We start from the raw sequence: 12,362 nt of genomic DNA on the forward strand, positions 1-12,362 counted from the left end.
AGAGAGAAACTGCAGCAGTCTTTTCATATATAAATCATTCGGATAACAGCGAAACAGAGGAGAATTGCCAGAAACGGACCAGCTTGCTTAGCAGTCTCTCTTGAAAGTGTTCAAACATGAAGAGAGGAGCGAAGGAACAAATGAAAAAGAGACTTATTCAAGTCATGATCATGTTCACCCTGCTGTTGACTATGGCATTTTCGGCAGATGCAGCCGATTCAAGCTACTATGATGAGGATTACCGTCCTCAATACCACTTCACACCAGAGGCAAACTGGATGAATGACCCAAACGGAATGGTATATTATGCCGGGGAATATCACTTGTTCTATCAATACCATCCATACGGGCTTCAGTGGGGGCCCATGCATTGGGGGCATGCCGTCAGCAAAGATTTGGTTACATGGGAACACCTTCCTGTTGCGCTGTATCCGGATGAAAAAGGCACGATCTTTTCTGGAAGCGCAGTTGTAGATAAAAATAACACAAGCGGTTTTCAAACAGGCAAAGAGAAGCCGCTTGTGGCCATTTATACACAGGATCGGGAAGGCCATCAAGTGCAAAGTATTGCCTATAGCAACGACAAAGGAAGAACATGGACGAAATACGCTGGCAACCCTGTCATTCCAAACCCGGGTAAAAAAGATTTTCGCGATCCAAAAGTCTTTTGGTATGAAAAAGAAAAAAAGTGGGTAATGGTGCTTGCGGCCGGTGACCGTATCCTCATTTATACATCAAAAAATCTGAAGCAGTGGACGTATGCAAGTGAATTTGGACAGGATCAAGGAAGCCACGGGGGAGTATGGGAATGCCCGGATTTATTTGAGCTTCCGGTAGACGGCAATCCGAATCAAAAGAAATGGGTCATGCAGGTCAGTGTCGGAAACGGAGCGGTCTCGGGAGGATCAGGCATGCAATATTTTGTAGGGGACTTTGATGGAACTCATTTTAAAAATGAAAACCCGTCAAACAAAGTTCTCTGGACGGATTACGGCAGAGACTTTTATGCGGCTGTATCCTGGTCCGATATTCCATCAACAGACAGCCGCCGGCTATGGTTAGGGTGGATGAGCAATTGGCAATATGCGAATGATGTTCCGACATCCCCATGGAGAAGTGCAACGTCCATTCCAAGAGAGTTAGAATTGAAAGCGTTTACCGAAGGGGTTAGAGTGGTCCAAACACCAGTGAAAGAGCTGGAAACCATTCGCGGGACCTCTAAGAAGTGGAAGAATCTGACCATATCGCCTGCAAGTCATAATGTGTTAGCAGGGCAATCTGGAGATGCCTATGAAATAAATGCAGAATTTAAAGTAAGCCCTGGTTCAGCTGCTGAATTTGGTTTTAAGGTCCGAACAGGTGAAAATCAATTTACGAAGGTCGGCTATGACCGAAGGAACGCCAAATTGTTCGTTGACCGGAGCGAGTCGGGCAACAACACCTTTAATCCGGCCTTTAACACCGGAAAAGAAACAGCCCCATTGAAGCCGGTAAATGGGAAGGTTAAGATGCGCATTTTTGTTGACCGCTCTTCGGTTGAAGTATTTGGGAATGACGGAAAGCAGGTCATAACGGATATTATTCTCCCAGACCGATCAAGCAAAGGGCTTGAATTATATGCTGCAAATGGCGGTGTAAAGGTAAAATCTTTAACGATACACCCTTTGAAAAAGGTATGGGGAACGTCACCTTTTATGTCCAATTTGACCGGCTGGACGACTGTAAATGGCACATGGGCCGACACAATTGAGGGGAAACAAGGGAGGTCGGACGGAGATTCCTTTATCTTGTCTTCAGCATCCGGGTCAGACTTCACTTATGAATCTGATATCACCATTAAGGATGGAAACGGAAGAGGGGCAGGAGCACTTATGTTTCGCTCTGACAAAGATGCCAAAAACGGTTACCTTGCCAATGTGGATGCGAAGCATGATCTAGTGAAATTCTTTAAATTTGAGAATGGTGCTGCTTCTGTCATTGCTGAATACAAAACACCGATAGACGTTAATAAAAAGTATCATCTGAAAACAGAGGCCGAGGGCGATCGCTTTAAAATCTATTTAGATGATCGTCTTGTGATTGATGCAAATGATTCCGCATTTTCAGAAGGCCAATTTGGCTTGAATGTGTGGGACGCGACTGCTGTCTTTCAGAATGTAAAGAAGGAGTCTTAAAAAGGCACAGACCTGAACAGTCTGTGCCTTCTCGTTTTATTTTAACAAATTTAATGATTCGCGGTTAAATGCTTCCAAATCATCAGGTGTTCTGCTTGTGACAATGTTGTGGCTGACGACTACTTCTGCATCTTTGTAGTTTGCACCGGCATTGATTAAATCTTTGCGGATGCTGCGGTAGCCTGTGATATCTTTGCCTTTTAGAAGATCCGTATCAATCAGTACTTGCGGGCCGTGGCAAATTGCGAAAACAGGTTTTTTGTTTTCGACAAATGCTTTTGCGAATTCACCCGGACGGTCATCTGCACGAAGCAAATCCGGAGAGAATCCCCCAGGAATTAAAAGTGCATCAAAGTCACTTGCATCCACATCAGAGATGGCTTTGTCAATCTTTACTTTCTCGCCATGCTTACCGGTAACTTCTTTGCCGGCTTCCAAATCGATAGCCACAACATTGTAGCCAGCTTCTTCGTATGCTTTTACCGGACTTGTATATTCGATGTCTTCGAATTGGTCTGTAACAAGAACTGCAATTTTTTTGCTCATAAAAAACCCTCCTAATAACTCTCTATTCATAGAATAACAGGAAGATTGACCGACCTTCAAAACATTTGCTTAACGAGATCGTTTTTCGTGAGTTTCATTATAAGCGGTTCAGCCCATATAAGGACTAACCTATTACAATGTGGAAATATCAATCACAAATCGATAACGGACATCGCTTCGGAGGATACGTTCGTATGCTTCGTCCACTTGGTCAGCTCCGATGACTTCGATTTTAGGTTCGATGCCATGCTCAGCTGCGAAATCCAGCATCTCTTGAGTTTCTTGAATTCCGCCGACTAGAGAACCTGCAATGCTGCGGCGCCCCATGATTAGGGAAAACACACTGTATGTGTCCGGCTTGGCAGGAGCTCCAACGTTTACAAGTGTCCCGTCTATACGAAGCATTGATAAATAGGCATCTACATCGAGATTTGCCGATACCGTATTTAAGATCACATCAAAACGCCCGGCCAATGTAGTGAATGTGGCTGGGTCACTTGTTGCAAAGTAATGATTTGCCCCGAGTTCCAGAGCTTCCTCTTTCTTATTCATGGAGCGGCTCAGAACGGTTACCTCTGCACCCATCGCATGTGCAAATTGAATCGCCAAATGTCCAAGGCCACCCACGCCTACAATCGCAACCTTTTTACCAGGGCCAACATTCCAGTGTTTCAGCGGAGAATATGTTGTGATACCTGCACACAACAGCGGACTGGCAACATCCATTTCCAAACGATCTGGGATTCGAACAACAAATCTGTCAGTGACAACGATTTTTTGGCTGTACCCGCCATAAGTGGGGTTTCCGTCGTAGTCTACTGAGTTATACGTTTGAACAACACCCTTCGTGCAGAATTGTTCCTCTCCGATGAGACAGTATTCGCATTCTCCGCAAGAGTCAACAAAACAGCCGACACCAACGCGGTCTCCGACAGCAAACTTGGTGACTTCTGTTCCAACGGCTGTTACAACACCGGCTATTTCATGTCCAGGCACCATTGGGAAGATGCCACCGCCCCATTCATCAAAAGCACTATGAATGTCTGAATGGCAAATACCGCTGAATTTAATATCGATTAAGACATCGTGCGGCCGTAATTCTCTTCGCTCAATCGTCGTTTGTTCAAATTTGGCTTTTGCATGTGACACGCTTAATACACGGGTTTGATGTTGATTACACATATGAACCTATCCTTTCTTCATCATAAGTGTTGTAAATAAAAACATGCACTTATTTATGTTTTATGGTGTCTTCAACATAACGATAAACCTTAAAGTCTGCTTTAAGGCAAGGGTTTTTTAAAAAACCATTTAAAATGAACCTGATTTATAAGGTGAGATACAGTCAGCAATTAATGCAGAAGCTGTAATCATGCTGCGATCCCGGGGTGAAAGTTGTTCCTCTCTTGCCCAAATGCCACCGAATAGAACATCATCATGAAGTTCAGCAAACTTTGGCGTAAATTCTCCTAATTGTTCTCTTCCGGCAGTTTGTTTATTTGCCATTCAGCAATCCCTCCATCTAACCTGTTTTTATTGCATGGAGAAGTATAGAGTTTAAAGTGTGCTTTAAGGCAAGTCCCGAATATATAAACCCAGATTCAGCAGCTAACCACTTGTTTTGAGCTTGACTTAAAGTTAACTTTAAGTGTTACCTTCACAACATACAGGATAGAGAGGTGAAGATCATGAATATTGCTCAGGTGGCAAAGCAGTTTGGCCTGACAGCCGCAACACTCCGATATTACGAACGTGTAGGATTAATCCCGCCTGTAAAACGAAAAGACAGCGGCATTCGCGACTATGATGAAGAAGATATCAAATGGATTGAATTCATTAAATGCATGCGAAATGCGGGACTATCGATAGAAGCGCTAATTGAATATACAACATTATTTACCGAAGGTGACCGTACAGTAGAAGCTCGAAAAAATATCCTGGCTGACGAACGACAGCGGCTGATAGAGAAGCGGAAAGAAATTGATGAAACAATTAAAAGATTAGACACAAAAATTAAAGATTATGATGGGAAATTGCGCGAAAACGAGGCAAAGCTCAAAAGCAGGCCTAAAACGGAAAGTCTTCACGGATCAGTGGAGCAAAGAAGGTAGCATTCCTTGCGTTTGAAGAGGGCAGGTTAAAACGAAGGATTTTGATTCTGGCCTGTTTTCTCCATCAAGAGATCGCATAAAAAGAGGTGGTTACGATTCCTTATTTGGATTGGAGAAATTGCAAACATTATCGGAGATCAGATGGAGAAAAGCGGTTAATCTATTTACGGTCATAGGACCCGAACAAACAGTGCTCATTTTGAAGCTGAGGAACAGTTGTGGCCAATCAATACTGTTCCTCAGCAAATCAGTCATTGTATGTTAAAGGGTCGGCAATTGAATGGCTGTATCAATATTTTTTAAATTCAGCTTGACTTGTTCGTCAGGGTTCCAAGGATGGTACCAGCCTTTTTCCATCATATAGCTCGAGAGTTGTTCGTGCATATCGAGTGCTTCTTCCAAATGGCGGATAAGGACTTCTTTTACTTCAGGCGTTCCGGCTTCAGTGGCTGCCATCGCATAATTTCTGACTCCGTTTTTTGCTGAAATTAATAAGTCCATAGCAATGATTTGGTCTGTTAGAACATTCATGCCAGTCAGATATTCTATGATAGGATTCATGATTTATTCATCTCCTCATTCGTGCTTTGCATTAGATAAAATAGAGGCAAATTCCTGCAGCTGGCGTGTGGTGATATCAACATCTTGCTGCATGATTTCTTTCAGCTTCGGATCAGATACCAGTGCTTTCATTGTTTTAGATTTCGTCAAACAAAGTGTCTTAAATGAAGTCATTTCCTGAACCTCAAGCACTTCGTGTAAGGCGTATTCCATTTCTGTAACCTCCGTTTTTTAAGGCTTTAACACAACTTTGATACAATCATCCATTTTTGAATCAAAAATGTCATAGCCATGCTTGGCTTCACTAAGCGGCAGGACATGGCTGACAACATCTCCCGGGTCAATTTTGCCCGTTGATACTAGTTCAAACATGTACGGCATATAGTGGATCACAGGAGCCTGTCCAGAGCGTATATTGATGTTTCGCTGCATGATATCTCCTAGCGGAAAACCGTTATATCTGCCTCCGTACACACCTGTAATTTGTATGGTTCCTCCTTTGCGTACAGCTTGAGAGGCAATGACCAATGCACTCATAGTTCCGCCATGAAGTTTTAATCCGCTGGCAAGGAACTCGAGATCGCTCATTTTACCATCCATCCCAACAGCGTCAATGACTACATCCGCTCCGCCTTTCGTGATTTCCTTTAAATAATTCCCTGTATTCTCATGGTCTTCAAAATTAACGATTTCTACTTTGTTTGTACGTTTCGCATGCTGTAAGCGATAGTTTACATAGTCAACTGCTATGACGCGTTTTGCGCCTTTTAGCCAACAAAACTTTTGAGCAAACAGGCCGACTGGTCCGCAGCCGAGAACGATAACTGTATCGCCTTTTTTTACGCCGGCATTATCCACACTCCAAAAGCCGGTGGTCATGGCATCGGCAATCACGCTTAATTTCTCATCGGGTTCCTCACAAGATTCAGGGATTTTAAAATGGGTAAAATTCGCAAACGGCACTCTTAAATATTCCGCTTGCCCGCCTGGATAACCGCCAGTTTGCCCTGAATAGCCGAAATAAGCACCCATTTCCCCATTGTCATTAGACTGATCACATTGGCTTTCCAGTTGGTTTTTACAAAAAAAACATTCACCGCAGGCGATCGTAAAAGGGATAATGACGCGGTCACCTTTTTTGACCTTTGTAACCCCTGGCCCAACTTCTTCAACAATTCCCATCGGTTCATGGCCGATGACATAGTCTTCATGGAGATTAGGAATCAATCCATGGATTAAGTGTAAATCTGATCCGCAAATGGCTGTACTGGTGACTTTGATAATCATGTCATCGGATTTTTCAATCTTTGGATCGGGGACATCTTTGACAACAACATTTTTAATGCCTTGATACGTTACTGCCTTCATGCTGTAAAACCTCCAGTGTTAGTGTTCATCAGGTGTCCGGTCAAACATTCCTTTGCGATTTGTTTCATCAGGAAAGAGGTTCATATTGCCGACCATGATCGTGTTTTTTGCAGAGAGCTGATCCAGCTTATACTGTTCGCTCAGCTCATATGGATGGAACCACTTTTTGCTGATCATCAGTTCCGTAATCTCTTGGTGCATCGCAATTCCTTGCATCAGCTGTTTCCGAAGCAGTGCTCTTACATCTGGTGAAGCGGTTTCTGTCAAAGCTACAGCAGTATTCCTTACGCCTTCCTTAGCTCGTATAAGAAAATCCATCGCGAATGTAGTGTCTGCTAGTTCAGGCACATTCAGCGAATTAATGGGGTCTAAATGATCATTATTCAAAGAGGCTTACCTTCCTTTCAATTGATGATTGGCGTTGGGCGGCTTTGAGGGACAGGGGCCTGAAATGAGGCACGCTCATAAACCGCTTGTAATTCAGTAAGGTCTTGAATGGATTGCTGTACATCTTTTTCCATCAATTCCTTCAGTTCTTGGTCAAACACAAGCCCTTGCATTAACTTTGATTTCGCTATACAAAGTGTTTTAAAGTTCACGATTTCATGTAAGTCAACAGCCTCATGAGCTGCCAATGTTTGATGATCCATATTGATGTAACCTCCTTTTATCAACGTTACATTTCCCGAAATGAAGTTGAAGCATACAGAAAATACACTCGGTATCATTTTTTGTTTTAAGAATCGCTGTTTTTGCTCGTTCTTATGACATGGACTAAACTGCACTTAAATCAGATATAAGGGTGAAGTGTGGAAATTTATTTATGGAAACTTGACATAGGGCTGTCAGGTTTCTTTGGTATCATTAAATTGGATGACCAGTAAAAGTATGGTTTTATAGGAGGCACTCGATATGAAGCTGTTACAAATTAGACTGTTGGTGAATGATTTTAAGAAAAGCGTCGAGTTTTATAAAGATTCATTAGGACTTCCAATAAGTTGGTTAGAGAATGAAATGGAATATGCACTCTTTGATAATGGGGAAACGAAAATAGAGCTTTTATCTCGAGAAACGATGGCTGAAATCGTTGGAGAGGAAAAAAAGTCCTTGGAAGGAGAAGCTCAATCAAAATTTTTGCTTCAGTTTAAGGTAGAAGATGTTGATAAAACGTATGACGATTTACACGAAAAAGGAGTTAAATGTGAGAATAAACCGCATGATCGCAAGGAATGGAGTGCCCGAGTTGCTCACTTTAGAGATCCAGATCATAATCTGATTGAAATATATAAAATGTTATGATTTTTCGACTCGCAAAATCATAGAATAACGTTTGATAACGTACCTTATCATTTTTATACGCCCTGGTAAAAGAAAGCAAAGTCATAATAGGTTGCGGACACTGAACTTGCAGCATTTACGCTGATTTGTATGGTGTCCGTTTTTGATTGGTGAAAAAGGTGGAGTATCTATGAATCGAGAAGAAGCGTGGATACAAGGAAGCAGTACACTGATTGAGTTAATTGGTGGAAACGAAGCCGCTTGATCCATGTCCTTTTTCCTGATTGTCAATCGTGATTACCGACTGGACAAATGATTAAGAGCCAAATGTAACACACCATCAATATCAAGCCTGACTACCATTTATTTTGTATCCTTAATTGTCGAAAACATAGGAATAATTCCACTTTTGAAAGATCTAGTTTATGGTACATTGATAAATATATGGGAGGGGAGGGGGCATGGTATCTGAAAGTAAATCCTTAACTGGATGTAAGAAAGTCAAACGTACGGCATTTATAAGGGGAGGGTATAAGGTGAATAAGTTAAAGAGGCTAAGTATGCTAACGGTGATGATTGCATCTGTGTTCATTTTTTCTAGCCATGCACTTGCGGCTCAGTATTATACGGTTTCAACAAGCAGCGGTGCTCCTGTCAACATGCGCAGCGGCCCAGGTACAAGTTGGGGAATTGTAACGACCATTCCGAGCGGAACCCGCATCCCGATCTATTGCTACAAAACCGGTACAACTGTAACTGGAAAGTATGGAACGAGTAATATTTGGAATTACACAGAGCGGACGCTTGCCAGCGGGGAGATCGTTCCTGGATTTGTCTCTGATACATATATGTATACAGGCTCAGACGGTCCGGTTGTTCCTAAATGCAGCTGGTAGCCTATGTTCTATCGTTTTTTAAAATGAAGGAATTGAAGAAAGAGGGATGACATTGACTAAACTGAAAATGCTGAGTATGTTAACCGTTATGATTGCATCATTATTTATTTTTTCCAGTCAGGCACTTGCCGTTCAATACTTTACTGTCTCAACAAGCAGCGGTGCGCCTGTCAATATGCGCAGCGGTCCTGGTACAAATTATCCTATTATGCTTTCCATTCCGAGCGGCTCCCGTGTTCCTTATTATTGTTACGCTTATGGAACGACTGTTACAGGGAAGTATGGAACGAGTAATATCTGGGACCAAATCCAGTGGAAAGATTCCCGGGGTGTCGTGAATATTGGATATGTGTCTGACACATATGTGTACACAGGATCAGACGGCCCTGTCGGTTACAAATGCAATTAGCTAAATACTCCGTACAATAGAATCTCTTCTTAAGGGCCTATCTAGGACGAACCATACCAACAACAATAGTTGGTATGGTTTTTGTTGCGATGAAGTCTTCCATATCTGCATTTGTGGTGATTTTCAAAAGAGATTCATGATGTTAGACACTGGTTGTTGTTGAGGACAAAATAACGAGCCGCTTTAGAGTTGTAATCTAATGGTATAAATACGGAATTAAGATAGGAAATAATCAATAGGAGAACGTAATGTACAAACCTATTTTTCGATGAAATTCCTAATATCACTTTGGTTAAACATCTCACATTGCGTTCTCGTTAGTGAAAAGTTCTTTTTACGCTTCGTGAAATCTTCTCTAATTCCATAGTTAGTTTTACCTGTCCTATTATGAAAATTTTAATTAATCCTTAACACGTATGTTTCTTTTCTTTTTCTAACATGTCGTGTAACCTCTCAGAAAATTCTTTATGGTATATTGTGTACCCCGTATGATTTCCGGGGAATTCAACCAATTCTGTTTTCAATTGTTCCGCTAGGGCGTTCGCGCAACGATAAGGAAAAAGCTCCCGAGAAGCACTTCCGCCAGCTGGGAGTACCTTCATCGGTGAAGATGTAAACACAGTTTTTAATGCTTCGAAATCTAATGTATAGTTGAGAATTCCTTGAATTTCATACTCAGTGAAATACGTTGAATTGCCGAGAAGCCGCTTTGTCAGCACAGCCTTTGATTGTTCGTCTGTCTCTAATCTTGACATTAACTTAATGACTTCACTTCGATGATTTTTCTTAAGGTCTTCCATAAATTGCTCGGCTTGTTTCAGCTCATTTCCATGCAGAAGCTGCAATAAGATCGGTTCGTGTGGGATCATGACATGTACTTGTTCGGGATGGCGTATGCACAGATCAAGCCCGATAACAGCCCCGGAGCTGCTTCCAAATACGTATGCCGGCTTATTGGTGATTTTGGCTAGAAGACGGTGAGCATCGTCACTGTGTGTTTCCACACGGTAATCCTCAATCTGATTGGTGAGATTGCTGCGGGAATGGCCGCGGCGATCGTAAGTAACAACCGTGTACCTGTTAGCCAGATGATTGGCAATATGATGGAACTTGTCGGCATCACCGCCTCCGCCGTGGACCAAAAGAATGATGGGACCTGAGCCACGCACTTTATAGTGGATGTTCGCTCCAGGTACTTGCAACGTTCCATTGTTTATCGTCATTTGTAGGACCTTCCTTTCTTCTCATCTCCTTTAACTTTACACAATTGGCCAAAATGTTCATATGCAGGAAATAGCTAAGAAACAAACTCGCCATAAAAAAAGCACTGATTATATTTCATCAGTGCTTCCGTTTTGTTTATTTAGAGTAGACAATTTTTTTTATTGTTTCAATAGAGAGGTGATATTCATCAGATAAATTATGAATGGTTTTGCCGTTTTTAAATGCTTTTTTAATAGAAGCGTTTCTGTCATCGATCAGCTTTCTTGTTCCTGAACACGCACCCCATTTTTGATGAGAGGATTCAGGTTTAGGGATATATATTGTTTTTCCTTGAACATACTTTTGAATTTCCGATATCAGCTTTTCAGGTAAAATAGCGGTTGCTTTTACATATGCCATTTCTGCCAGCTCCTTATTTTTTTATGTCAAATAAGGTGCAAAGCCACTATATCAGAAAAGCTTACTTGGGCGATCTTTTAGAAAGTCTACCCCATGCAAAGTATTGCCTTCCCAATAGTAGGCTTTGCATGGGACGTTGCGGAATCTGGCATTCTCATCTTGCTTGCCATTTACATCACCTCCCTAACGATTTTCGATGATCACTTCCATTATAAAATAGAGTAAAGCCTTATGGCATCTTGTTAATGAAAGTTGAAGCAGTATGAAAATCAAGGGACCTTCCCAGTGAAAGGGGCTAAGGCTGATTGGCAATGAAAAGAGTAAGATTCAAGCTATATTACTTTAGTTTCAAAATATTGACAAATTGATGTATTTTCAACAATAGGGCAGTCTCTTCATGTATACTGAGTCTGTATTTACAATATTTGGAAAGGGGAAGTGCAATGAAAATCAGTATGCAAAAAGCAGCGATCTCATTACTTGTTTTCACCATGTTTTTTACCCTGATGATGAGCGAAACGGTTTTTGCGGCGGGACTGAATAAAGATCAAAAGCGCCGGGCGGAACAGCTGACAAGTATCTTTGAAAACGGCACAACGGAGATCCAATATGGATATGTAGAGCGATTGGATGACGGGCGAGGCTATACATGCGGACGGGCAGGCTTTACAACGGCTACCGGGGATGCATTGGAAGTAGTGGAAGTATACACAAAGGCAGTTCCGAATAACAAACTGAAAAAGTATCTGCCTGAATTGCGCCGTCTGGCCAAGGAAGAAAGCGATGATACAAGCAATCTCAAGGGATTCGCTTCTGCCTGGAAGTCGCTTGCAAATGATAAGGAATTTCGCGCCGCTCAAGACAAAGTAAATGACCATTTGTATTATCAGCCTGCTATGAAACGATCGGACAATGCCGGACTAAAAACAGCATTGGCTAGAGCTGTGATGTACGATACGGTTATTCAACATGGCGATGGTGATGACCCTGACTCTTTTTATGCCTTGATTAAACGTACGAACAAAAAAGCAGGCGGATCACCTAAAGAAGGAATAGACGAGAAGAAGTGGTTAAATAAATTCTTGGACGTACGCTATGACGATCTGATGAATCCGGCCAATCATGACACCCGTGACGAATGGAGAGAATCAGTTGCCCGTGTGGACGTGCTTCGATCTATCGCCAAGGAGAACAACTACAATTTAAACGGACCGATTCATGTTCGTTCAAACGAGTACGGTAATTTCGTAATCAAATAAGCATTAAATGAATAAAACGGCAGCGTTTTTGTCGATGTTTAGCCAGCATTTTCAGCATGATGTGGAAAAGACAAGAGACAAACAAGCTCTTGTCTTTCCTAATATGATAGTTCAGTATAAATATATAAGAAAAATGT

General features: G+C 42.0%; 18 protein-coding genes. 8 read left to right on the forward strand and 10 right to left on the reverse strand.

All coding sequences use genetic code 11. The annotated features are described in order from the left end of the window. Positions 1-100 precede the first annotated feature (100 nt). Together FB592_RS21115 and sacC are read left to right on the forward strand one after the other, a co-directional pair. Positions 101-232: a hypothetical protein gene (locus FB592_RS21115; RefSeq protein WP_223497671.1), complete on the forward strand. Its 132-nt coding sequence runs from the start codon at positions 101-103 to the stop codon at positions 230-232. Next, positions 171-2,174, forward strand: coding sequence for a levanase (gene sacC, locus FB592_RS12720; RefSeq protein WP_260438896.1), 2,004 nt, complete (start codon positions 171-173; stop codon positions 2,172-2,174). Before FB592_RS21115 ends, sacC begins: the two co-directional genes overlap by 62 nt. 36 nt (positions 2,175-2,210) lie before the next feature. Here sacC and yraA read toward each other — a convergent pair whose 3' ends face one another. The 3 genes from yraA to FB592_RS12735 all read right to left on the reverse strand — a co-directional run bounded on the left by yraA (position 2,211) and on the right by FB592_RS12735 (position 4,226). After that, a complete protein-coding gene (yraA, locus tag FB592_RS12725; protein ID WP_141949564.1) occupies positions 2,211-2,720 on the reverse strand; it encodes a cysteine protease YraA in 510 nt (169 codons plus the stop codon). A gap of 132 nt (positions 2,721-2,852) precedes the next feature. Continuing rightward, complete coding sequence (locus FB592_RS12730; RefSeq protein WP_141949565.1) at positions 2,853-3,902, reverse strand: NAD(P)-dependent alcohol dehydrogenase; 1,050 nt, start codon at positions 3,900-3,902, stop codon at positions 2,853-2,855. 129 nt (positions 3,903-4,031) lie between these two features. Continuing rightward, the gene (locus FB592_RS12735; protein ID WP_041850119.1) at positions 4,032-4,226 is read right to left on the reverse strand and encodes a carboxymuconolactone decarboxylase family protein; all 195 of its coding nucleotides are present in this window, start codon (positions 4,224-4,226) and stop codon (positions 4,032-4,034) included. A gap of 182 nt (positions 4,227-4,408) precedes the next feature. Here FB592_RS12735 and adhR point away from each other — a divergent pair, with 182 nt between their 5' ends. After that, complete coding sequence (gene adhR, locus FB592_RS12740; protein ID WP_004398725.1) at positions 4,409-4,831, forward strand: aldehyde stress transcriptional regulator AdhR; 423 nt, start codon at positions 4,409-4,411, stop codon at positions 4,829-4,831. 261 nt (positions 4,832-5,092) lie between these two features. On the opposite strand, the gene FB592_RS12745 is transcribed toward adhR, so the two are convergent. From FB592_RS12745 to FB592_RS12765, 5 genes are read right to left on the reverse strand one after another with little or no spacing between them, the layout of a single operon-like run. Further along, positions 5,093-5,392, reverse strand: coding sequence for a spore coat protein (locus FB592_RS12745; RefSeq protein ID WP_003246006.1), 300 nt, complete (start codon positions 5,390-5,392; stop codon positions 5,093-5,095). Positions 5,393-5,407: 15 nt separating this feature from the next. Beyond that, complete coding sequence (locus FB592_RS12750) at positions 5,408-5,605, reverse strand: hypothetical protein (RefSeq protein ID WP_021480190.1); 198 nt, start codon at positions 5,603-5,605, stop codon at positions 5,408-5,410. 18 nt (positions 5,606-5,623) lie between these two features. Continuing rightward, complete coding sequence (locus FB592_RS12755) at positions 5,624-6,760, reverse strand: zinc-dependent alcohol dehydrogenase (RefSeq protein ID WP_014477471.1); 1,137 nt, start codon at positions 6,758-6,760, stop codon at positions 5,624-5,626. Between the two features lie 18 nt (positions 6,761-6,778). Beyond that, positions 6,779-7,147, reverse strand: a complete 369-nt coding sequence (locus FB592_RS12760; RefSeq protein WP_009967868.1) for a spore coat protein — start codon at positions 7,145-7,147, stop codon at positions 6,779-6,781. 17 nt (positions 7,148-7,164) lie between these two features. Further along, positions 7,165-7,410: a spore gernimation protein GerQ gene (locus FB592_RS12765; RefSeq protein WP_141949566.1), complete on the reverse strand. Its 246-nt coding sequence runs from the start codon at positions 7,408-7,410 to the stop codon at positions 7,165-7,167. A 262-nt stretch (positions 7,411-7,672) separates the two neighbouring features. On the opposite strand from FB592_RS12765, the gene FB592_RS12770 reads away from it, so the two are divergent. From FB592_RS12770 to FB592_RS12785, 4 genes are all read left to right on the forward strand, one after another. Further along, the gene (locus FB592_RS12770) at positions 7,673-8,059 is read left to right on the forward strand and encodes a VOC family protein (RefSeq protein ID WP_004398984.1); all 387 of its coding nucleotides are present in this window, start codon (positions 7,673-7,675) and stop codon (positions 8,057-8,059) included. Positions 8,060-8,201: 142 nt separating this feature from the next. Then, complete coding sequence (locus FB592_RS12775) at positions 8,202-8,303, forward strand: hypothetical protein (protein ID WP_119123071.1); 102 nt, start codon at positions 8,202-8,204, stop codon at positions 8,301-8,303. 271 nt (positions 8,304-8,574) lie between these two features. After that, on the forward strand, positions 8,575-8,934 hold the full coding sequence (locus FB592_RS12780) for an SH3 domain-containing protein (protein ID WP_004399021.1): 360 nt from the start codon (positions 8,575-8,577) through the stop codon (positions 8,932-8,934). Between the two features lie 52 nt (positions 8,935-8,986). Next, entirely contained in the window at positions 8,987-9,343 is a 357-nt protein-coding gene (locus tag FB592_RS12785) for an SH3 domain-containing protein (RefSeq protein WP_004398671.1), read from the forward strand. Positions 9,344-9,750: 407 nt separating this feature from the next. Here FB592_RS12785 and FB592_RS12790 read toward each other — a convergent pair whose 3' ends face one another. Beyond that, entirely contained in the window at positions 9,751-10,566 is an 816-nt protein-coding gene (locus tag FB592_RS12790) for an alpha/beta hydrolase (protein ID WP_041850118.1), read from the reverse strand. Between the two features lie 136 nt (positions 10,567-10,702). Continuing rightward, positions 10,703-10,966 carry a CD3324 family protein gene (locus FB592_RS12795; RefSeq protein WP_021480187.1) on the reverse strand — a complete coding sequence of 88 codons (264 nt, stop codon included), beginning with the start codon at positions 10,964-10,966 and terminating at the stop codon, positions 10,703-10,705. 443 nt (positions 10,967-11,409) lie between these two features. On the opposite strand from FB592_RS12795, the gene csn reads away from it, so the two are divergent. Further along, positions 11,410-12,225, forward strand: coding sequence for a chitosanase (gene csn / locus FB592_RS12800; RefSeq protein WP_041850117.1), 816 nt, complete (start codon positions 11,410-11,412; stop codon positions 12,223-12,225). Positions 12,226-12,362 lie beyond the last annotated feature (137 nt).

The sequence above is a fragment of the Bacillus sp. SJZ110 genome, assembly GCF_006715455.1.
In the GTDB taxonomy this organism is placed as follows: domain Bacteria; phylum Bacillota; class Bacilli; order Bacillales; family Bacillaceae; genus Bacillus; species Bacillus subtilis.